The organism is Enterobacter sp. 198 (assembly GCF_009025585.1).
Classification (GTDB): domain Bacteria; phylum Pseudomonadota; class Gammaproteobacteria; order Enterobacterales; family Enterobacteriaceae; genus Enterobacter; species Enterobacter ludwigii.
In genome coordinates, this window is the sequence record NZ_WCIM01000011.1 from 231,886 (window position 1) to 254,066 (window position 22,181).

A 22,181-nucleotide genomic window follows, 5' to 3' on the forward strand; every position below is an offset into this window, starting at 1 on the left:
AAAAATCAGTGCTCTTCAGACGCCATCGACAGATAGACGATCGTCAGAACCATGAAGATAAAGGCTTGCAGCGTAATGATCAGGATGTGGAAAATGGCCCAAGGCACATTCAGAATCCACTGTGACCACCACGGCAGAAGACCCGCGATCAGAATGAAAATCAGCTCACCCGCATACATGTTGCCGAACAGTCGCAGACCCAGTGAAACAGGTTTGGACAGCAGGCTAACGCCTTCCAGGATCAGGTTGACCGGAATAAACGCCCAGTGGTTGAACGGCTGCAAGGTAAGCTCTTTCACGAAGCCGCTTACGCCTTTCATTTTGATGCTGTAGAAAAGAATCAGGATAAACACGCCCAGCGCCATCGACAGGGTGATGTTCACGTCAGCGGACGGCACCACGCGCAGTGCTGGCAGACCGAGGACATGTTCGCCAATCCACGGCAGGAAATCGATTGGCAGCAGGTCCATCAGGTTCATCAGGAACACCCAAACGAACACGGTCAGGGCCAGCGGAGCAATCAGCTTGCTCTTACCATGGTACATGTCTTTGACGCTGCCATGGACGAAGCCGATGATCATTTCGATGAACGTCTGGAATTTCCCTGGAACACCGCTGGTCGCTCTTTTCGCAACACCGCGGAACATGGCCAGGAACAGAAGACCCAAAACGACCGAGAAGAACATGGAGTCGATGTTGATCGTCCAGAAGGTGGCCGGGGGGTTATGCGGATCCACCAGCGAGAATGTACGCAGGTCCAGCTGAAGGTTATTCAGATGGTGACCTATGTAATCCTGCGGCGTCATATTTTCTGAAGCCATGATGCCTTTTACCCTTTGTTGTTGATTACAGCTGGAGCCAGAACTTGTACCACCAGCACCAAAACCCACGTTGCTATCAGCGGCATGAATACCACTTTCAAAACCGCCAGCGCCATCACCAGTAGAGCAAAGGTCAGCAACACCTTACACACTTCACCGAGAGCGAAGGACCAGGCCACACGGCCTTTGGCGGGTGTATGTGCCTGATGACGCCAGGCAAAAATCATAAACAATACGTTTGGCAGAACAACCGCCAAACCCCCGCACACGGCGGAGATGCCCCAGAAGGGGTCTTTGAGGCTAAACAGCAGTCCACTTGCTATCACAGCCAGAAACTGAATGAACAGAAGCTTACGAGCAACGTTTCTACTCAAGAGCGACACAGACATCACGTTTTTACTCCTGCTCCCTTCGAGGTATGCCGCGTGTCGTATAAAACGTCCTTTAAGGCTCAGAGTCAAGCATCAAAAAGCGGTCAAATTATACGGTGCGCACCCGTGATTTCAAACATTAAGTAGCGAAAAGGTGAATAAATGTTTAAATATTTTTCCCCGCCGCTATTTTTTAACTTTTCCTGAAAGCCACGACCTTCGACCAAAACTGCAAACAGCGCGAAAACGTTGGCTACAAAGCGTGCACGAGATCACAAAATACACATTTGCGATAAGGGTGTATTTATCAAAGACGCAAATCGGTTTATTTCATCTTTATGAAATTAAAGACAAATTATCGTAACTATTTTCAAAACAGCCCGGTATACAATAAAAACCTTTTATTGACATTCTTAATAAATATTTAACATTCGATTCTGGTTGCCGTATTCCACTTTTAGCAGGCTGATATTTTCGATGTTGACTATCTTCATGCTGAACAATGGCTGTTACGTTAACCGTTAGAAAAACCTTAGTAACACAGAGGTTAAACTCTCTTCGGTAAAACCCGAGAATTTGTGCTGTTATTTAACATGGTCAGAACAGCACTAATTCCACAATTTTTATTAAATATTTAAAAATTGTTTGGCTTAATTATCACCAGATGGCGTTCACCCTCAAGCTGAGGAATGTTTAATTTCTCAACGGATTCGACAGCAAAACCCTCCGGAAGCTGTTCAATTTCATCGCCCGGCAACTGCCCTTTCAGGGCATAAAAGCGGCCATCTTGTGCAGGCAAGTGCTTACACCAGCTCACCATATCATTGAGCGACGCAAACGCGCGGCTGATAACACCGTCAAACGGCGGCTCCGCGGGGAACGCCTCTACCCTGCTCTGTACAGGGGCGATGTTCTCCAGCTTCAGCTCATGCTGGACCTGACGTAAAAAACGGACGCGTTTGCCAAGGCTGTCCAGCAGCGTGAAATGGCTCTCAGGGCGGACAATCGACAGCGGGATCCCCGGCAGGCCAGGACCTGTGCCCACATCGATAAAGCGCTCCCCTTTAAGATACGGCGCAACCACGATGCTATCGAGGATATGACGAACCAGCATCTCGTTGGGGTCGCGAACAGACGTCAGGTTGTACGCTTTATTCCATTTGTTCAGCATATCGACATAGGCCACCAGCTGAGTTTTCTGGTGATCGGTGAGCGAAATACCTGCCTGTTCCAGCAGACGAGAGAGTTTATTGAGCACAGTGGGTACCTGTTTAGACATAAATTGCCCGGTGGCGCTTACCGGGCCTACGAATTAGCAGGGCGGGTAGCGAAGCGCCACCCGCCAAAAGCACTGGATACTATGCGCTACGGCGCAGCATACCTTGCTTTTTCAGCCACACCAGCAGAATCGAAATCGCGGCAGGTGTGACACCGGAGATACGGGATGCCTGACCGATAGACACAGGCTTGTGATCGTTCAGCTTGGCGATCACTTCATTGGAAAGCCCCGTCACCTGACGGTAGTCCAGCATTTCCGGCAGCAGCGTATTTTCGTTGCGCTGCTGTTTTTCAATCTCATCCTGCTGACGCGCGATGTAACCTTCGTATTTGACCTGGATCTCAACCTGTTCAGCCGCTTCAGCGTCTTCAAGGCCAGGCGCGAACGCGGTCAGTTTCACCAGGTTCTCGTAGGTCACTTCAGGGCGACGCAGCAAGTCTTCGCCGCTGGCTTCGCGCGAAAGCGGCGCAGTTAAGTGAGCATTCACTTCTGCAGCGGTTTCCGCCTGGGGATTCACCCAGGTGGTTTTCAGGCGCTGACGTTCCTGCTCAATGCGTTCCAGTTTTTCGTTGAAGCGCGCCCAGCGTTCGTCATCCACCAGACCCAGTTCACGACCCACTTCGGTCAGACGCAGGTCGGCGTTATCTTCGCGCAGCATCAGGCGATATTCCGCGCGAGAGGTAAACATACGGTACGGTTCTTTGGTACCCAGGGTGCAAAGATCGTCGACCAGCACGCCCAGATAAGCCTGAGAACGCGCAGGTGCCCAGCCCTCTTTCTCCGCAGAGAAGCGTGCTGCGTTCAGACCGGCAAGCAGACCCTGAGCGGCAGCTTCTTCGTAACCGGTCGTGCCGTTAATCTGGCCGGCGAAGAACAGACCGTGGATGAATTTGCTCTCCAGGGTTGGCTTCAGGTCACGCGGATCGAAGAAATCGTACTCAATAGCGTAGCCAGGACGAACGATTTTCGCGTTCTCCATACCCTGCATTGAGCGAACAATTTGCATCTGCACATCGAACGGCAGGCTGGTGGAGATGCCGTTCGGGTAAATTTCATTTGACGTCAGTCCTTCCGGCTCCAGGAAGATCTGGTGCTGGTTACGATCGGCAAAGCGCATCACTTTGTCTTCGATCGACGGACAGTAACGCGGGCCGATTCCTTCGATCACGCCAGCGTACATTGGGCTGCGGTCAAGGTTATTGCGGATCACGTCATGGGTTTTTTCGTTGGTATGCGTGATGTAGCAAGGTACCTGCTGCGGATGTTGAGCCGCATTGCCCATGAACGAGAACACCGGCATGGGGTTATCACCGTGCTGTTGTGCCAGCACGCTGAAATCAATGGTGCGCGCATCAATACGCGGTGGCGTGCCTGTTTTCAGGCGACTGACGCGCAGCGGAAGTTCACGCAGGCGACGAGACAGCGGAATGGACGGCGGATCGCCAGCACGGCCACCGCTGTAGTTATCCAGACCGATATGGATTTTGCCATCCAGGAAGGTCCCGACTGTCAGTACGACGGCTTTCGCGCGGAACTTGAGGCCCATCTGGGTTACGGCACCCACAACGCGATCGTTTTCAACGATAAGATCTTCTACCGCCTGCTGGAAGATCATCAGGTTTGGCTGATTCTCCAGGGCAGTACGTACCGCCTGACGGTAAAGCACGCGGTCTGCCTGAGCACGGGTAGCGCGCACAGCGGGACCTTTGCTCGCGTTTAGTATCCTAAACTGGATGCCGGCATGATCGATCGCTTTCGCCATCAGGCCGCCAAGTGCATCCACTTCTTTTACCAGGTGTCCTTTCCCAATGCCGCCAATCGCCGGATTACAGGACATTTGTCCCAGCGTGTCGATATTGTGTGTCAAAAGCAGGGTCTGCTGACCCATTCGCGCTGCGGCCATTGCGGCCTCAGTGCCTGCATGACCCCCGCCAATGATGATGACGTCAAAAGGATCCTGATAAAACATGGTGGTCTGCCTCGCGTAAAGCGGTATGAAAATGGATTGAAGCCTGGGCCGTGGATTCTACTCAACTTTAGTCTTTCGAGAAAGCATTGGGATCCTGGGCTATTAAAAAGAAGATCTTTTTATTTAGAGATCTGTTCTATTGTGATCTCTTATTAGGATCGAGTACCTCTGTGGATAAGCCCGATCTCACGATGAAGATCATGCAGTTAGAAAGGATCGTTTGCTGTGAATGATCGGTGATCCTGGCCAGTATAAGCTGGGATCAGATCGCGACTTTATACACAGGGCCAAAACGGCCTCAGAGTTATAACTTGGATAACTACCGCTTAATACGAGCTTTTAACCAGAGTTATCCACATCTGTTCGCGCGATCTTTAATCGTTTTTGAGTAAATTTTTCCATTCACCCAGCCAGATCTCCGCTGGATCTTCCGGAATGTCATGATCGAGGATGTTGATCTTCAGTGTTTCACCCAGCTGTTTTGCCCCACAGGCCGTCACAGCGGCTTCGACTTTCTCTATTGCACCGCAAAAGGTGTCATATTCACGACTGCCGATACCCACCGCGCCAAAACGGACGTTTGACAGGTCAGGCTGCTGTTCCAGCAGTTCGTCATATAAAGGTTGCAGATTATCCGGCAGATCGCCTGCGCCGTGCGTCGAGGTGATCAGTAGCCAGACCCCATCAGTCGGGAGATCGTCAAGCAACGGGCCGTGCAGTGTTTCGGTGGAAAAGCCCGCGTCTTCCAGCTTCTCAGCCAGATGTTCCGCAACGTATTCCGCGCCGCCCAGGGTGCTGCCACTGATAAGGGTAATGTCTGCCATTGATCGCTCGCTCAAATAAAGAGGGGCTCATTGTACGCTGTGAACGAGCTGGGATCTACCTGTGGAAAATGTGGGAATGAATTTGCCCGATCAGGGGCGGATGGTACGCATGATCGGGTTCTGCAGGGAGATCAATGTTTCAGTGGACTGAATTTCATCAATTGTTTGGATCTTGTTGATAAGTACCTGCTGGAGGGCATCAATGGAGCGGCACATCACCTTTATAAAGATACTGTAGTGCCCGGTGGTGTAGTACGCCTCCGTGACTTCTTCAAGCGCGTTGAGCTTCGCCAGGGCTGACGGATAGTCTTTGGCGCTTTTGAGAATAATGCCAATAAAGCAGCAGACGTCATAACCCAGCTGCTTAGGGCTGACGTCGATACGTGCGCCGGTAATGATCCCCGCCTGTTTCATCTTTTCCACGCGAACGTGGATTGTGCCCGGACTGACGCCAAACTGTTTTGCCAGTTCCGCGTAGGCAGTACGTGCATTGGCCATCAAGGCCTCCAGGATGCCGCGGTCCAGATTATCGATCTGATAATTTTCCATAGCTTTTTCTTATTAACATTAATGAATCTTTCTATTCTAGCGCCTTATTTTAATGAATAAAAAGTGAAGGTGGCTTTTTGTTGATGGGTTATTGAATAACAGGCCATTTCTGTTGCTTAATCTCTATCAACAGGACGCAGGAGTATAAATAATGAAAACCGCTTACATCGCAAAACAACGCCAGATCAGCTTCGTTAAATCCCATTTTTCACGTCAGCTGGAAGACAAGCTTGGTCTGATCGAAGTCCAGGCGCCCATTCTCAGCCGCGTGGGTGACGGGACGCAGGACAACCTTTCTGGATGCGAAAAAGCGGTACAGGTGAAAGTGAAAACACTGCCAGACGCCCAGTTCGAAGTGGTGCATTCCCTTGCGAAGTGGAAACGTCAAACCCTGGGACAACACGACTTCAGCGCGGGCGAAGGGCTTTACACGCACATGAAAGCCCTTCGCCCCGATGAAGACCGTCTTACGCCAATGCACTCTGTCTACGTCGATCAATGGGACTGGGAGCGCGTCATGGGCGATGGCGAGCGTCACGTCGGTACGCTGAAATCCACCGTTGAGGCGATCTACGCCGGGATCAAAGCGACCGAAGCGGCAGTGAGCAAAGAGTTTGGTCTGGCACCGTTCCTGCCGGAATCGATCCACTTTGTCCACAGCCAGGAACTGCTGAGCCGTTATCCCGATCTGGATGCCAAAGGCCGTGAGCGTGCGATCGCCAAAGAATTGGGTGCTGTATTCTTGATCGGGATTGGCGGCAAATTGTCTGACGGTAAACGCCATGATGTGCGTGCGCCGGATTATGATGACTGGAGCACGACGGGTGACGGCGAACTCGCCGGTCTGAACGGCGATATTCTGGTCTGGAACCCGGTGCTGGAAGATGCGTTCGAGCTCTCTTCAATGGGGATCCGCGTGGATGCTGACGCCCTGAAACGTCAGCTGGCACTGACCGGGGATGAAGATCGTCTTACGCTGGAGTGGCACCAGGCGCTGCTGCGCGGAGAGATGCCGCAGACCATTGGCGGCGGTATTGGCCAGTCCCGTCTGACCATGCTGCTGTTGCAGCTGCCTCATATTGGTCAGGTGCAGTGCGGTGTCTGGCCACAACAGGTACGCGATCGCGTTGAATCTCTTCTGTAATTAGCGCTGCCAGCGTCTTAGCAGGCGGCTACGTAACCCGGTATCAAAGCGCCAGATATGATCGAAGATGCGCATGATGCCGGGCTTTCCATGGGCAGACATCGCCACAGCATGGAAACGGTGCTGGTGCACTCGCTGTAGCTCCTTCACTTTATTCACCACGTCATCCGGTAGCCGCTGGGCAATAAAATCGGAGATGACCACGGCGTCAGCGTCATACCAGTCTCCGCCCTGCATCCGCTCAACGATGCTTCGAAAACAGCTGGCCAGATCGGTACCGCCACGAAAGCGCTGGCTTAAAAAGCGGATCGCCTGCTCAATACCCTGCTGATGGGTCAGTTCATACCCCACAACTTCGCTGGAAAAGAGCATGATGAAGCAGCGACGTCGATCGGCGAGCGCCACGCGCATCAGAGCCAGGCAGAACGCTTTCGCGCACTGTTCGTTAAACCCTCCCATCGAGCCGGACGTATCCACGCACACAATAAAGGGCCCGCGCGGCTGTTCGTCAAAATCCTGATGGATGACCGGGCGCTGGCTGAGCTTTTCACGCCAGGCTTCGCCATGCAACCGGTAGGTCAGAAGCTGTTTTTCCACCAGCCGGCGATAAAACTCGTACTCAAGCTCGGTCATCCCCAGCGTACTCAACTCCGTGGGCAGCAGGCGCAAAATATCGTCGCTTTGCTGGAGCCCATCCACTTGCTCAGGCACGGTGGCCGGTTCACGGACCAGGGTGCGGAAGGTCTCCATTGGGGCATCTTTCTTTGGGACCGATTTGGCCTCCCGTGAGCGACCCAGCTGTTCGGCAAGCTTCATCAGCTCTGGCTGCTGTGCCAGAAAATCGCCGTACTTGACGATGAGCTGGTAATCTCCGCGCCGCAGCTGACCGGCGCTCATATCCCAAAGACGCCCGGCGGCGTTATCATTTTCCACCAGCACCTGCTCCAGCTGACCGCTTAAGGTCATGCGTTCCTGCACTTCGCTAAGCAGCTGTTCACGCTCCTCATCCAGCAACTGCTGGTTCAACGTTGTGGCCTGCACCACCAGGCTGAGGCGCCAGCGTTGTAAAAAGAGGGTGTGTAGCGCGGGGGTAAACGTGGCGTTATCCGTGACCAGCGCTCGCGCCTGGCTGGCAAACGGAGAGTGTACCGTGTCGAGTAACGTCAGGGTTTGCGGGAGCTGGGCGATAAACTGTGACGTAGAGAGCCGCTGGCACTGCTGATAGCAGGCCACCTCGTCAGTTAATTCTGGGGGGACTTCGGTCTCTTTAAACCGCTGGCGCAGATTTTCGCGCCAGCGCGGGAGATCGTCGGTCATCGCCTTTTTGAGCCGCGGGAATTTTTCAAAAAAAGCCGCCAGCTGCGGGGAGGCCAGAAGGGTGATGACCACCTCTTCGATCAACCCCTCTTCGCTGACGGCCAGCATGACGTTAAGCGTATCCAGCGTTAGCATTGACGAGCCTGTTTGATCTGCGCGCTGACATCCTGCAGGCTGGCTTCGATGCGACCTAACCAGTCGCTATGAATAAAGAGGCATTTTTGCTGCTCGCTGAAGCGCGTATGTTGCTGGTGCCATTCCGTATCCAGCGCTTCAAGCTGGCGTTTAATCTCTTCCGGCACGCTGTCAGAGGCGGTTCCTGGAAGCGCAAGACGCGAACCCTGTAGGCTGACGTCGCGGATCACCAGATGCTGGCTGCTGTCCACTTCCAGCGTCAGCGGCTGGGCAAAACCGATGCCGTTGAGTTTGCCGCGGATCTCCCCGCCCTTATCAAGCCACTGAGCCAGTGGCTCTCGCTCCACGGTGATATGGACCACCTGCATGTCATGCAGCTTAAGGGGCTGTTGAAGCAGGAGCGTCAGCGTTGTACTGGTCAGTTCGGACGGCAGCTCATAATGCGCTTTGCGGGCGAACATGCCGCCAAGGCGGTTTACTTTCAGTGCTGTTTTGTCGCTTTGTTGTTGCTGCAGCTGAATACGCCGTTGGGCAATCGCTCCCAGCTGGTTGAGCATGGACTGCTGGCCCCAGGCGTGTCCGGTCATCAATACGTCAAGCTGCTGCTGCATCAGGTTCATGCCTTCCGCGTCGTGCCAGAGACAATCTTTTAAAAGGATCAGATCGATTGGCGCAACGGCATCGCGGCCGCTGAACAGGGCGCTGGCCTGCAGCAGGCGGATCGCTTTTTTCCAGCGACGATCGGAAACATACGGCGCAGAAGGCAGTAAATCGAGCTGCTGGCGCAGCAGATAGATCAGCTCAAACACCGAATCCGGCAGTGTGATTTTGCCGATATCCTCCTGCCACTGGTAATACTCCTCATCCGTGACCTGCAGCGAAGCGGGGACCGGGTTTTCATTCTCATCCTGCTGGCTGATCAGCATCGAGCGGAAGTTGGATTTATCCTGCACTTTGTCGAGCCACAGGCGGATCAGCATGCGGTCATACAGCGCTTCAAGGCTGCTGTCGGCTTCCGGGAGTTCGTTAGAGGCCGCCACCAGCAGGCGCATCGGGATTTTCTCTTCGCTGGCACCGTTGCGGAATCGGCGTTCGTTTATCGCCGTGAGCAGGGTGTTCAGAATAGCCGGCCCCGCTTTCCAGATCTCATCAAGAAAAACAATTTCCGCTTCCGGAAGATACCCCTCAGTCAGGCGCTGATAGCGCCCCTCATCTTTCAGCGCCTGAATGGAAAGCGGGCCGAAAACTTCTTCTGGGGTGGAAAAGCGGGTCATCAGGTATTCGAAAGCGCGGGCGTTCTGAAAGGCAAATTTCAGCCGGCGGGCAATCAGGCTTTTGGCGATGCCCGGAGGACCAAGCAGAAAGACGCTTTCACCGCTCAACGCCGCCAGTAAACAGAGGCGAATGGCGTGGCTACGCTCGAAAAGGCCTTTTTCCAGCGCGCCGCTGAGGCGGGAAATTCTTTCTGCTATTAAATGTGAGTGAGCCATAATAGTTTTGCATCCTTTCGCCGTCGTGGCGGCCAATTGAAGCGAGTATAGACGTTTCAGTCAGGGCTGGTAATAGACTGAAGTGCGGCGCTATTTTCTTTGCGCTACATTAATGCGGTTGCATTTAGGGGTACGATTTTGCATTGAATCGTGCATACTGTGCGCTTTTTGTGGGCCAAGGGACTAAGCACACATTTGTTATTTAAACGAAAAGACTAGTCTATGAGCACTGATAATAAGCAATCATTACCCGCAATAACGCTTGCGGCGATCGGGGTTGTCTACGGTGATATCGGCACCAGCCCGCTTTATACGCTTCGTGAATGTCTGTCCGGTCAGTTTGGTTTTGGTGTTGAGCGCGATGCCGTCTTTGGCTTCCTGTCCCTCATCTTCTGGCTGCTGATCCTGGTGGTTTCAGTGAAATACCTCTCCTTCGTTATGCGTGCAGATAACGCCGGTGAAGGGGGGATCCTGACTCTGATGTCCCTTGCCGGGCGGAATACCTCCGCCAGAATGACGTCGGTGCTGGTCATTATCGGCCTGATTGGCGGCAGCTTCTTCTATGGGGAAGTCGTCATTACGCCCGCGATTTCGGTTCTCTCGGCGATAGAGGGGCTGGAGATTATCGCGCCACAGCTTGATTCGTGGGTTGTTCCGCTGGCGATCCTTGTCCTGACGCTGCTGTTCATCATCCAGAAGCATGGCACCGGGCTGGTGGGCAAGCTGTTCGCTCCGATTATGCTGGCCTGGTTCCTGGTCCTGGCGGCACTAGGTTTACGCAGCATTATTGCTAACCCGGACGTGCTGCATGCGCTGAACCCATACTGGGCCGTGCATTTCTTCCTTGAATACAAAGTGGTTTCCTTCGTCGCGCTCGGTGCCGTCGTGCTCTCTATCACCGGTGTTGAGGCGCTGTATGCCGATATGGGGCACTTCGGGAAACTGCCTATCCGCGTGGCGTGGTTTTTAGTGGTCCTGCCGTCGCTGGTGCTGAACTATTTCGGTCAGGGTGCGCTGCTGCTGCAAAACCCGGAGGCGATTAAGAACCCATTCTTCCTGCTGGCTCCGGACTGGGCGCTGGTGCCCATGCTGATTCTGGCGACGCTGGCGACCGTTATTGCCTCGCAGGCGGTAATTTCAGGCGTGTTCTCTCTGACGCGTCAGGCTGTGCGTCTGGGGTATCTCTCGCCTATGCGCATTATCCATACCTCCGAGATGGAGTCGGGCCAGATTTACATTCCGTTCATCAACTGGCTGCTCTATTTCGCCGTGGTGATTGTCATCGTCAGCTTCGAGCACTCCAGCAACCTGGCGGCGGCGTACGGTATTGCGGTAACCGGTACGATGGTACTGACCTCGCTGCTCTCCACCACGGTAGCGTACCGAAACTGGCACTGGAACAAATTCCTCGTGATGATGATTCTGGTCGGCTTCCTGTGCATTGACGTGCCGCTGTTCTCCGCCAACCTCGACAAGATTGTCTCCGGTGGCTGGCTGCCGTTGACGCTCGGTCTGGTGATGTTCATTGTCATGACCACGTGGAAAAGCGAACGTTTCCGCCTTCTGCGCCGTATGCATGAGCACGGTAACTCCCTGGAGGCTATGATTGCCTCGCTGGAGAAATCGCCGCCGGTACGCGTGCCGGGCACCGCGGTGTATATGTCGCGTGCGCTGAACGTTATCCCGTTTGCGCTGATGCATAACCTCAAGCACAACAAAGTGCTGCACGAGCGCGTGATCCTGCTGACCCTGCGCACCGAAGATGCCCCGTACGTCCACAATGTCCGCCGCGTGCAAATCGAGCAACTGTCGCCGACCTTCTGGCGCGTAGTGGCAAGCTACGGCTGGCGTGAGACACCAAACGTCGAAGAGGTATTCCATCGCTGCGGTCTGGAAGGTCTGAGCTGTCGCATGATGGAGACCTCGTTCTTTATGTCCCACGAGTCGCTGATTATCGGCAAGCGCCCCTGGTATTTGCGTCTGCGCGGCAAGTTGTATCTTATCCTGCAGCGTAACGCCCTTCGCGCGCCTGACCAGTTTGAGATCCCGCCTAACCGTGTGATTGAGCTGGGAACGCAGGTCGAAATCTAGGTCCTCAAGTGGCCTGAAGCCCTCTCCTGGATGGAGAGGGTGCAACCCTAAAAAAGCGGTAACCAAAGGGTTACCGTTTTTGCATTTATCGCCTTCTCATTTCACGTAGCGAAACGTTTCGACGCCGATCACAAATCTGTTATGTCATGGTGGTTTTCTGAACACCGTTAAGACTAAACTGATTTCAGCGAAACGTTTCGCTAGTGGAGCAAGAAAATGAAGAAAGGCACCGTTCTTAACGCAGAAATCTCATCGGTTATTTCCCGTCTTGGGCATACCGATACGCTGGTGGTTTGCGATGCAGGCTTACCGGTTCCGCGCAGCACAACCCGTATTGATATGGCGTTAACGCAGGGCGTGCCCTCGTTTATGCAGGTACTGGACGTGGTGACGGCGGAGATGCAGGTTGAGGCGGCCATTCTCGCGACGGAAATTAAACACCATAATCCGCAACTCCACGAAACGTTGCTCAGCCACATTGAGCAACTGCAACAACACCAGGGAAACACCATAGAAATTCGTTACACAACGCACGAGCAATTCAAACAACAAACCGCAGACAGTCAGGCGGTGATTCGCAGCGGGGAGTGTTCCCCGTATGCGAATATCATTCTCTGTGCTGGCGTCACCTTCTGAGGCCATCATGGACGCATTACTGCAACTGAAAGGGATCGATAAAGCGTTCCCGGGCGTAAAAGCCCTCTCTGGCGCGGCACTGAACGTTTATCCCGGACGCGTAATGGCGCTGGTGGGCGAAAACGGGGCCGGCAAATCCACCATGATGAAAGTGCTGACCGGTATCTATCAACGCGATGCCGGCTCGCTGCTGTGGCTGGGTAAAGAGACCACGTTCAACGGCCCGAAATCCTCCCAGGATGCGGGGATCGGTATTATCCACCAGGAGCTGAACCTGATCCCGCAGCTCAGCATTGCGGAAAACATCTTCCTCGGACGTGAGTTCGTTAACCGGTTTGGCAAAATCGACTGGAAAACGATGTATGCCGAAGCGGATAAACTGCTGGCGAAGCTAAACCTGCGCTTCAAGAGCGACCGTCTGGTGGGCGACCTTTCCATTGGCGATCAGCAAATGGTTGAAATCGCGAAGGTGCTGAGCTTTGAGTCGAAGGTCATCATTATGGATGAACCGACGGACGCGCTGACCGATACCGAAACCGAATCTTTATTCCGCGTTATCCGCGAGCTGAAATCGCAGGGACGCGGGATTGTCTATATCTCTCACCGTATGAAAGAGATTTTCGAGATCTGCGACGACGTAACGGTCTTCCGCGACGGGCAATTCATTGCCGAGCGCGAAGTCGCCACGCTGACCGAAGATACCCTTATCGAAATGATGGTGGGACGTAAGCTCGAAGACCAGTATCCGCATCTGGACAAAGCACCGGGTGAGATCCGCCTGAAGGTGGACAACCTCTGTGGCCCGGGCGTGAACGATGTCACCTTTACCCTGCGCCAGGGGGAGATCCTTGGCGTGGCGGGGTTAATGGGGGCAGGCCGTACCGAGCTGATGAAAGTGCTCTATGGCGCACTGCCGCGTACCAGCGGTTATGTCACGCTCGACGGTCATGAGGTGGTGACTCGCTCTCCACAGGATGGCCTGGCAAACGGCATCGTCTATATCTCTGAAGACCGCAAGCGTGACGGCTTAGTGCTGGGGATGTCGGTAAAAGAGAACATGTCGCTTACTGCCCTGCGCTATTTCAGCCGCAGCGGTGGCAGCCTGAAGCACAAAGATGAACAGCAGGCGGTCAGCGATTTTATCCGTCTCTTCAACGTTAAAACGCCGTCGATGGAGCAGGCGATTGGCCTGTTGTCCGGTGGGAATCAGCAGAAAGTGGCCATTGCACGCGGTCTGATGACGCGTCCGAAAGTGCTGATCCTTGATGAGCCAACCCGCGGCGTGGACGTTGGGGCCAAGAAAGAGATCTATCAGCTGATTAACCAGTTCAAGGCCGACGGCCTGAGCATCATTCTGGTCTCTTCCGAGATGCCAGAAGTATTAGGCATGAGCGATCGCATTATCGTCATGCATGAAGGGCATCTCGGTGGTGAATTCACTCGCGAGCAGGCCACCCAGGAAGTTCTGATGGCTGCCGCTGTGGGCAAGCTTAATCGCGTGAATCAGGAGTAAGAAGATGACTACCCAGGCTGTTTCTGGTCGCCGTTATTTCACAAAAGCATGGCTGCTGGAACAAAAATCGCTGATTGCCCTGCTGGTGTTGATCGCGATTGTTTCGACCATGAGCCCAAACTTTTTTACCGTTAATAACCTGTTCAATATTCTTCAGCAGACGTCGGTTAACGCCATTATGGCGGTAGGGATGACGCTGGTGATTTTGACGTCGGGTATCGATCTGTCCGTCGGTTCCCTGCTGGCGCTCACCGGTGCGGTTGCGGCTTCAATTGTAGGGATTGAAGTCAACGCGCTGGTGGCCGTTGCAGCTGCGCTGGCACTTGGGGCGGCAATTGGTGCCGTGACCGGTGTGATTGTGGCGAAAGGTCGCGTTCAGGCGTTCATTGCGACGCTGGTCATGATGCTCCTGCTGCGCGGTGTCACCATGGTTTACACCAACGGCAGTCCGGTAAATACCGGCTTTACGGATAACGCCGATCTGTTTGGCTGGTTCGGTATTGGTCGTCCGCTGGGTATCCCGACGCCGGTCTGGATCATGGCTATCGTTTTCCTCGCGGCGTGGTACATGCTGCATCACACCCGTCTGGGTCGTTATATCTATGCGCTGGGCGGTAACGAAGCGGCAACGCGTCTGTCCGGGATCAGCGTCAATAAAGTCAAAATCATCGTCTATTCGCTGTGTGGTCTGCTGGCCTCTCTGGCAGGCATCATCGAAGTGGCGCGCCTCTCTTCTGCGCAGCCAACGGCGGGGACGGGGTATGAGCTGGATGCCATTGCGGCAGTCGTTCTGGGCGGTACGAGTCTTGCGGGCGGTAAAGGTCGCATTGTTGGGACATTGATCGGCGCACTGATCCTTGGTTTCCTGAATAATGGTTTGAATTTATTGGGTGTTTCCTCCTATTACCAGATGATCGTTAAAGCAGTGGTGATTTTGCTGGCGGTTCTGGTAGACAACAAAAAACAGTAACTGACGACACTACAGGACATCTTAGATATGAACATGAAAAAACTGGCTACCCTGGTTTCTGCTGTCGCGCTGAGCGCAACCGTAAGTGCTAACGCAATGGCGAAAGACACCATCGCGCTGGTTATCTCCACGCTGAACAACCCGTTCTTCGTCTCTCTGAAGGACGGAGCACAGAAAGAAGCTGACAAACTGGGCTACAACCTGGTGGTGCTGGACTCTCAGAACAACCCGGCGAAAGAGCTGGCAAACGTTCAGGACTTAACCGTACGTGGCACCAAAATCCTGCTGATCAACCCAACGGATTCTGACGCCGTGGGTAACGCCGTGAAGATGGCAAACCAGGCGAAGATCCCGGTCATCACCCTTGACCGTCAGGCGACGAAAGGCGACGTAGTCAGCCACATCGCTTCTGATAACGTACTGGGTGGCAAAATCGCGGGTGACTACATCGCGAAGAAAGCGGGTGAAGGCGCGAAAGTTATCGAACTGCAGGGTATTGCCGGTACGTCAGCGGCGCGTGAGCGTGGTGAAGGCTTCCAGCAGGCTGTTGCAGCGCACAAATTTAACGTACTGGCCAGCCAGCCTGCTGACTTCGACCGCACGAAAGGTCTGAACGTGATGCAGAACCTGCTGACCGCGCACCCTGACGTGCAGGCTGTGTTTGCACAGAACGACGAAATGGCGCTGGGCGCGCTGCGTGCTCTGCAGACCGCAGGTAAATCTGATGTGATGGTTGTCGGATTTGACGGCACGCCGGATGGTGAAAAAGCAGTAAAAGATGGCAAACTGGCGGCGACCATCGCTCAGCTGCCTGAGCAGATCGGCGCAACGGGCGTGCAGACTGCTGATAAAGTGCTGAAGGGCGAAAAAGTTCAGGCCAAATATCCTGTTGACCTGAAACTGGTCATCAAGCAGTAAAAGGCGAATCAGGCAGTCGCTGGCTGCCTGAGGGACACCCTATAAAGAAAAGTGTGGCATACGCCACCGGGTCACACCGGTGGCGCTCTCAGATGGACACCTCAACCATGAAAACCGCAGGCAATCTTGTCGTCCTTGGCAGTATCAATGCCGATCACATTCTTAACCTTGAATCGTTCCCGACACCGGGCGAAACCGTCACCGGTAATCAGTATCAGGTAGCGTTCGGCGGTAAGGGCGCCAACCAGGCCGTCGCCGCAGGACGCAGTGGGGCGAAGATCGCCTTTATTGCCTGCACGGGTGATGACGATACCGGTGAGCGCGTACGCAAACAGCTGGCCAGCGATAACATTGATATTGCGCCTGTCAGCGTTGTCGAAGGGGAGTCAACCGGCGTGGCGCTGATTTTCGTCAACGCGGAAGGTGAGAATGTCATCGGTATTCATGCGGGGGCTAACGCCGCGCTGACCACTGAGCGGGTAAACGCGCAGCGCGAGATCATCGCGAATGCCGAAGCGCTTCTGATGCAGCTGGAATCACCCGTTGAAAGCGTCCTGGCGGCCGCAGAGATAGCGCATCAAAATCATACCACTGTCGTACTCAATCCTGCGCCTGCGCGGGTATTATCAGACGAGCTGCTGGCGCTGGTGGATATCATTACCCCGAACGAAACTGAAGCGGAGAAACTGACAGGCGTTCGCGTTGAAAATGATGACGACGCCGCGCGGGCGGCGAAAGTGCTGCACGATAAAGGCATCGGCACCGTTATCATTACCCTCGGCAGTCGTGGAGTGTGGGCCAGCGTAAACGGGGAAGGCCGTCGCGTGCCGGGCTTTAAGGTTAAGGCGATTGATACCATCGCGGCGGGAGATACCTTTAACGGTGCATTGGTGACTGCGCTGCTGGAAGGCAAGAGAATGGATGATGCTATCCGCTTTGCCCATGCCGCCGCGGCGATTGCCGTAACGCGCAAAGGTGCCCAGCCTTCCGTTCCATGGCGTAAAGAGATTGATGAATTCTTAAGTCAGCAGGGGTAACGCTTGGCCACAATGAAAGATGTCGCCCGCCAGGCGGGCGTTTCTACGTCGACAGTCTCCCACGTCATTAATAACGATCGCTTCGTTAGCGAGGCGATTCGGGAAAAAGTCGAAGCCGCGGTTAAAGATCTCAACTATGCGCCGTCCGCGCTGGCGCGCAGCCTCAAGCTCAACCAGACGCGCACCATCGGCATGCTGATCACCGCCAGTACCAACCCCTTTTATTCTGAACTTGTTCGCGGTGTCGAACGCAGCTGCTTCGAGCGTGGTTACAGCCTGGTGCTGTGCAATACCGAAGGGGATGAGCAGCGAATGAACCGCAACCTGGAGACGCTGATGCAAAAACGCGTCGACGGGTTACTGCTGCTGTGTACCGAAACACATCAGCCCTCGAAAGAGATTATTCAGCGCTACCCTTCTATTCCCACGGTGATGATGGACTGGGCGCCGTTCGACGGTACCAGCGATCTCATTCAGGATAACTCGCTGCTGGGAGGTGACATGGCCACCCAGTATCTGATCGATAAAGGCTATACCCGCATCGCCTGCATTACCGGCCCCCTGGATAAAACCCCGGCGCGTTTGCGTCTTGAGGGGTATCTTTCTGCGATGGCGCGGGCGGGGCTTACTGTTCCGGATGGCTACCGTATTACCGGTGATTTCGAATTTAACGGCGGCTTTGAAGCTATGCAGAAATTGCTGTCGCAAGCGCAGCGTCCGCAGGCTGTGTTTATCGGCAACGATGCGATGGCGTTTGGCGCGTATCAGGCGTTATATCAGGCGGGACTGCGTGTTCCACACGATATGGCGGTGATTGGTTACGATGACATTGAACTGGCCCGCTACATGACGCCGCCGCTCACCACGATTCATCAGCCAAAAGATGAACTGGGCGAGCTGGCCATCGATGTGCTTATCCACCGAATGGCCGAGCCCGGCCTGCAGCAGCAACGTCTGCAGCTTACTCCTGTTCTGATGGAACGGGGTTCGGTTTAGCCTTTGCTTTGTGGCGCTCTTTGATCAGGTTGCGGCCATCTTTGGGTTTTAACAGCATAAAGACCAGCGCCGACACGACGGTGAGTGCGCCCATGGTAATAAAGGTATAGTGGAACTGTTCGACGGTGTTCGCGCTGTCAAAACCTTCATAAAACCGCAGCACCGCCGCACTGACGGCCACCCCCAGACTGATCGATAACTGCTGAGTCACTGCCAGCACGCTGTTGCCGCTACTGGCGTTATCGTCGGTCAGGTCGGCGAGGGTGATGGTGTTCATCGACGTGAACTGTGTCGACATGGCCATTCCCAGCACAAACAGGGGCAGGATCAGCATCCAGACCGGTAAAGAGGCGGATTGCAGGGAGAACTGCGCGATCATCAGCCCGATAAAGACCGTTACACCTACCAGCGTCTTACGATAGCCAAACCAGCGCAACACCTGCGTGACGGTTGATTTGGCCAGAATAGAGCCCATCGCCGTGGGTGCCATCATGCAACCGGCAATCAGAGCCGGGTAGCCGAAACCCACCTGCAGCATCAGTGGCATCAGGAACGGCACGCAGCCCGTCCCCAGGCGTGAGGCAATGTTGCCCGCAATCCCCACGGAAAACGTTCGGGTGTTAAACAGCGACAGAGAAATTAACGGCGTCGGGTGACGGCGTGCATGACGTATATAAAGAAGGAACAGCAAAATACCGCCGAGGATGACGGAGAGTGCAATCCATGTCGCCACGATCTTCTCACCAAACAGCTCCATCCCACTGGAGAAGAGCACCAGGCTCAGGCCAAACAGGAAAAAACCACGCATATCGAAACGGCGTCTTGGGGTGGTGAAGTTCGGCATATATTTGCGGGCATAAAGCAGCCCCGCGACGCCAATGGGAATATTAATCAGGAAGATCCAGTGCCAGCTTGCCCAGGTGACGAATACCCCGCCGAGAACCGGACCCAGTATGGGGCCGACCAGGCCGGGCATTGTGACAAAGTTGAGCACAGGAAGCAGTTCACTGCGCGGATAGGCGCGCAGTAACGCCAGACGCGCCACGGGCATCATCATCGCCCCGCCAACGCCCTGAAGAACACGGAAGATGACCAGCTCTGTAAGAGACGTTGACAGCGCACAGGCCAAAGAGCCGAGCGTAAAGAGCGTCACAGCCAGCATGAATATTTTGCGGGTGCCGAAGCGGTCAGCCAGCCAGCCGCTCACCGGAATGAGCATCGCGACAGTCAGGGTATAACTGATGATGGCGGACTGCATCGCCAGCGGGGATCGGTTAAGGCTTTGTGCAATCGCGGGTAGCGCTGTGTTGAGGATGGTGGCATCCAGTGCCTGCATAAAGAACGCCATGGCTGCAATCCACGGCAATCCGGCCATGCTGCGCGCTTTTTTCTCTCTCATTTATGTACCTGCTGGTGGGTTGGCGCGGCCAGCAATGCCTGGCATGCATCCTGGGCTCGCTGCCCGTCGCTCTCCTGAATGGCATCAACAATCGCCTGGTGCAAATCCAGCTTTACCACTTCGTCTTGCGTAATAGAGGTAAAGTAGGTGTGGTATACCGAATGGAATAAAGAGGCAAAGGATGTCAGGAACGGATTGGCGCTCATCATATAGATGTGTTCATGCCAGGCCATATCGACCTCAATCCAGCGTTCGCGGTTGAAGTGTTTTTTCAGGAACACCATCTCTTCCATCAGGGCATTGAGCTGCGCTTTCTGTTCTGCCGTCCCGAGCGTGGCGGCAAGGAGGCAGGCCTGAGGTTCAAGACTGCTGCGCATCACCAGGAAGTGATCGACAACCTGATGAAAGTTATCTTCCGTCATCCACCATGAGAGCAGTTCCTGATCGAGGAAGTTCCAGTTGCTCTGTGGCATCACACGCGTACCAATGCGAGGACGCGGAAGCACCATGCCTTTTGCCGTTAAGGTTTTCACCGCTTCGCGAACGGCGGTACGGCTCACCCCAAACTGCTCACCCAACTCCATTTCACCCGGCAGGATGCTCCCCGGGGCATATTTACCCGCTAAAATCAGCTGAGCCAGTTTTTCTGCCAGCACATACGACAGGTTTTTTTGGGCAGCCAGTTGTTGTGCGCTTAATGGCATCGCGTTTATTCCTTAAAGATTCATGCTGATAATTATGCCACCTCGGGTGTTATTGTGGTTGCAGATACATCAAATAGAACAATTTGTAGCTTGATTTCACCCCTGTTGGTGAAAAAAAACACGGACAGAAACTTTTTTTGAATTTCCTCTTGTCACTTCAGAATAACTCCCTATAATGCGCCTCCACTGACACGGAACAACGGCACACACGCCGCCGGGTCAGCAGAGATAAGCGAAAATAAATGCTTGACTCTGAAGCGGGAAAGCGTAATATGCACACCCCGCGCCGCAGCGAAAACGAAGCGGCACTGCTCTTTAACAATTTATCAGACAATCTGTGTGGGCACTCAAAGTGACATGGATTCTTAATGTCTTCGGACAAAAAATGAATACCAAGTCTCTGAGTGAACATACGTAATTCATTACGAAGTTTAATTCACGAGCATCAAACTTAAATTGAAGAGTTTGATCATGGCTCAGATTGAACGCTGGCGGCAGGCCTAACACATGCAAGTCGAACGGTAGCACAGAGAGCTTGCTCTCGGGTGACGAGTGGCGGACGGGTGAGTAATGTCTGGGAAACTGCCTGATGGAGGGGGATAACTACTGGAAACGGTAGCTAATACCGCATAACGTCGCAAGACCAAAGAGGGGGACCTTCGGGCCTCTTGCCATCAGATGTGCCCAGATGGGATTAGCTAGTAGGTGGGGTAACGGCTCACCTAGGCGACGATCCCTAGCTGGTCTGAGAGGATGACCAGCCACACTGGAACTGAGACACGGTCCAGACTCCTACGGGAGGCAGCAGTGGGGAATATTGCACAATGGGCGCAAGCCTGATGCAGCCATGCCGCGTGTATGAAGAAGGCCTTCGGGTTGTAAAGTACTTTCAGCGGGGAGGAAGGTGTTGTGGTTAATAACCACAGCAATTGACGTTACCCGCAGAAGAAGCACCGGCTAACTCCGTGCCAGCAGCCGCGGTAATACGGAGGGTGCAAGCGTTAATCGGAATTACTGGGCGTAAAGCGCACGCAGGCGGTCTGTCAAGTCGGATGTGAAATCCCCGGGCTCAACCTGGGAACTGCATTCGAAACTGGCAGGCTAGAGTCTTGTAGAGGGGGGTAGAATTCCAGGTGTAGCGGTGAAATGCGTAGAGATCTGGAGGAATACCGGTGGCGAAGGCGGCCCCCTGGACAAAGACTGACGCTCAGGTGCGAAAGCGTGGGGAGCAAACAGGATTAGATACCCTGGTAGTCCACGCCGTAAACGATGTCGACTTGGAGGTTGTGCCCTTGAGGCGTGGCTTCCGGAGCTAACGCGTTAAGTCGACCGCCTGGGGAGTACGGCCGCAAGGTTAAAACTCAAATGAATTGACGGGGGCCCGCACAAGCGGTGGAGCATGTGGTTTAATTCGATGCAACGCGAAGAACCTTACCTACTCTTGACATCCAGAGAACTTAGCAGAGATGCTTTGGTGCCTTCGGGAACTCTGAGACAGGTGCTGCATGGCTGTCGTCAGCTCGTGTTGTGAAATGTTGGGTTAAGTCCCGCAACGAGCGCAACCCTTATCCTTTGTTGCCAGCGGTCCGGCCGGGAACTCAAAGGAGACTGCCAGTGATAAACTGGAGGAAGGTGGGGATGACGTCAAGTCATCATGGCCCTTACGAGTAGGGCTACACACGTGCTACAATGGCGCATACAAAGAGAAGCGAACTCGCGAGAGCAAGCGGACCTCATAAAGTGCGTCGTAGTCCGGATTGGAGTCTGCAACTCGACTCCATGAAGTCGGAATCGCTAGTAATCGTAGATCAGAATGCTACGGTGAATACGTTCCCGGGCCTTGTACACACCGCCCGTCACACCATGGGAGTGGGTTGCAAAAGAAGTAGGTAGCTTAACCTTCGGGAGGGCGCTTACCACTTTGTGATTCATGACTGGGGTGAAGTCGTAACAAGGTAACCGTAGGGGAACCTGCGGTTGGATCACCTCCTTACCTTAAAGAACCTGCCTTTGTAGTG

General features: G+C 54.2%; 18 protein-coding genes and 1 rRNA gene. 9 read left to right on the top strand and 10 right to left on the bottom strand.

Annotation, left to right across the window (positions count from 1 at the left end; all coding sequences use genetic code 11):
* Positions 1–5: 5 nt before the first annotated feature.
* From atpB to asnC, 6 genes are all read right to left on the bottom strand, one after another.
* Complete coding sequence (gene atpB, locus F8561_RS05610; RefSeq protein WP_014172280.1) at positions 6–821, bottom strand: F0F1 ATP synthase subunit A; 816 nt, start codon at positions 819–821, stop codon at positions 6–8.
* An 8-nt stretch (positions 822–829) separates the two neighbouring features.
* Complete coding sequence (atpI, locus tag F8561_RS05615; protein WP_008500194.1) at positions 830–1,210, bottom strand: F0F1 ATP synthase subunit I; 381 nt, start codon at positions 1,208–1,210, stop codon at positions 830–832.
* Positions 1,211–1,826: 616 nt separating this feature from the next.
* Complete coding sequence (gene rsmG, locus F8561_RS05620; RefSeq protein ID WP_032679279.1) at positions 1,827–2,450, bottom strand: 16S rRNA (guanine(527)-N(7))-methyltransferase RsmG; 624 nt, start codon at positions 2,448–2,450, stop codon at positions 1,827–1,829.
* Positions 2,451–2,550: 100 nt separating this feature from the next.
* Complete coding sequence (gene mnmG / locus F8561_RS05625; RefSeq protein ID WP_113656893.1) at positions 2,551–4,440, bottom strand: tRNA uridine-5-carboxymethylaminomethyl(34) synthesis enzyme MnmG; 1,890 nt, start codon at positions 4,438–4,440, stop codon at positions 2,551–2,553.
* Positions 4,441–4,814: 374 nt separating this feature from the next.
* A complete protein-coding gene (mioC, locus tag F8561_RS05630; protein ID WP_020882767.1) occupies positions 4,815–5,264 on the bottom strand; it encodes an FMN-binding protein MioC in 450 nt (149 codons plus the stop codon).
* 90 nt (positions 5,265–5,354) lie between these two features.
* Positions 5,355–5,813 carry a transcriptional regulator AsnC gene (gene asnC / locus F8561_RS05635; RefSeq protein WP_014172275.1) on the bottom strand — a complete coding sequence of 153 codons (459 nt, stop codon included), beginning with the start codon at positions 5,811–5,813 and terminating at the stop codon, positions 5,355–5,357.
* A gap of 151 nt (positions 5,814–5,964) precedes the next feature.
* Between asnC and asnA the strand changes: the two genes are divergently transcribed.
* On the top strand, positions 5,965–6,957 hold the full coding sequence (asnA, locus tag F8561_RS05640) for an aspartate--ammonia ligase (RefSeq protein ID WP_151887233.1): 993 nt from the start codon (positions 5,965–5,967) through the stop codon (positions 6,955–6,957).
* On the opposite strand, the gene viaA is transcribed toward asnA, so the two are convergent.
* On the bottom strand, positions 6,958–8,409 hold the full coding sequence (gene viaA, locus F8561_RS05645; RefSeq protein WP_032680053.1) for an ATPase RavA stimulator ViaA: 1,452 nt from the start codon (positions 8,407–8,409) through the stop codon (positions 6,958–6,960).
* Positions 8,403–9,899: an ATPase RavA gene (gene ravA / locus F8561_RS05650; RefSeq protein WP_041162920.1), complete on the bottom strand. Its 1,497-nt coding sequence runs from the start codon at positions 9,897–9,899 to the stop codon at positions 8,403–8,405. Before ravA ends, viaA begins: the two co-directional genes overlap by 7 nt.
* A 222-nt stretch (positions 9,900–10,121) precedes the next feature.
* Here ravA and kup point away from each other — a divergent pair, with 222 nt between their 5' ends.
* From kup to rbsR, 7 genes are all read left to right on the top strand, one after another.
* Positions 10,122–11,990, top strand: a complete 1,869-nt coding sequence (gene kup / locus F8561_RS05655) for a low affinity potassium transporter Kup (RefSeq protein WP_014172271.1) — start codon at positions 10,122–10,124, stop codon at positions 11,988–11,990.
* 216 nt (positions 11,991–12,206) lie between these two features.
* Positions 12,207–12,626 carry a D-ribose pyranase gene (gene rbsD / locus F8561_RS05660; protein ID WP_020882770.1) on the top strand — a complete coding sequence of 140 codons (420 nt, stop codon included), beginning with the start codon at positions 12,207–12,209 and terminating at the stop codon, positions 12,624–12,626.
* A 7-nt stretch (positions 12,627–12,633) separates the two neighbouring features.
* On the top strand, positions 12,634–14,139 hold the full coding sequence (gene rbsA, locus F8561_RS05665; protein ID WP_020882771.1) for a ribose ABC transporter ATP-binding protein RbsA: 1,506 nt from the start codon (positions 12,634–12,636) through the stop codon (positions 14,137–14,139).
* Positions 14,140–14,143: 4 nt separating this feature from the next.
* The gene (rbsC, locus tag F8561_RS05670; RefSeq protein ID WP_020882772.1) at positions 14,144–15,109 is read left to right on the top strand and encodes a ribose ABC transporter permease; all 966 of its coding nucleotides are present in this window, start codon (positions 14,144–14,146) and stop codon (positions 15,107–15,109) included.
* A gap of 27 nt (positions 15,110–15,136) precedes the next feature.
* Positions 15,137–16,027, top strand: coding sequence for a ribose ABC transporter substrate-binding protein RbsB (rbsB, locus tag F8561_RS05675; RefSeq protein WP_014172267.1), 891 nt, complete (start codon positions 15,137–15,139; stop codon positions 16,025–16,027).
* Between the two features lie 107 nt (positions 16,028–16,134).
* Positions 16,135–17,064: a ribokinase gene (gene rbsK, locus F8561_RS05680; RefSeq protein WP_020882773.1), complete on the top strand. Its 930-nt coding sequence runs from the start codon at positions 16,135–16,137 to the stop codon at positions 17,062–17,064.
* A 3-nt stretch (positions 17,065–17,067) separates the two neighbouring features.
* A complete protein-coding gene (gene rbsR / locus F8561_RS05685; RefSeq protein ID WP_072255737.1) occupies positions 17,068–18,060 on the top strand; it encodes a ribose operon transcriptional repressor RbsR in 993 nt (330 codons plus the stop codon).
* On the opposite strand, the gene mdtD is transcribed toward rbsR, so the two are convergent.
* Positions 18,026–19,459 carry a multidrug transporter subunit MdtD gene (gene mdtD, locus F8561_RS05690; protein WP_014172264.1) on the bottom strand — a complete coding sequence of 478 codons (1,434 nt, stop codon included), beginning with the start codon at positions 19,457–19,459 and terminating at the stop codon, positions 18,026–18,028. The genes rbsR and mdtD overlap by 35 nt on opposite strands.
* The gene (locus F8561_RS05695; RefSeq protein WP_020882776.1) at positions 19,456–20,163 is read right to left on the bottom strand and encodes a FadR/GntR family transcriptional regulator; all 708 of its coding nucleotides are present in this window, start codon (positions 20,161–20,163) and stop codon (positions 19,456–19,458) included. Before F8561_RS05695 ends, mdtD begins: the two co-directional genes overlap by 4 nt.
* A 453-nt stretch (positions 20,164–20,616) precedes the next feature.
* On the opposite strand from F8561_RS05695, the gene F8561_RS05700 reads away from it, so the two are divergent.
* Positions 20,617–22,156: ribosomal RNA gene (locus F8561_RS05700) — 16S ribosomal RNA — on the top strand.
* Positions 22,157–22,181: the final 25 nt, after the last annotated feature.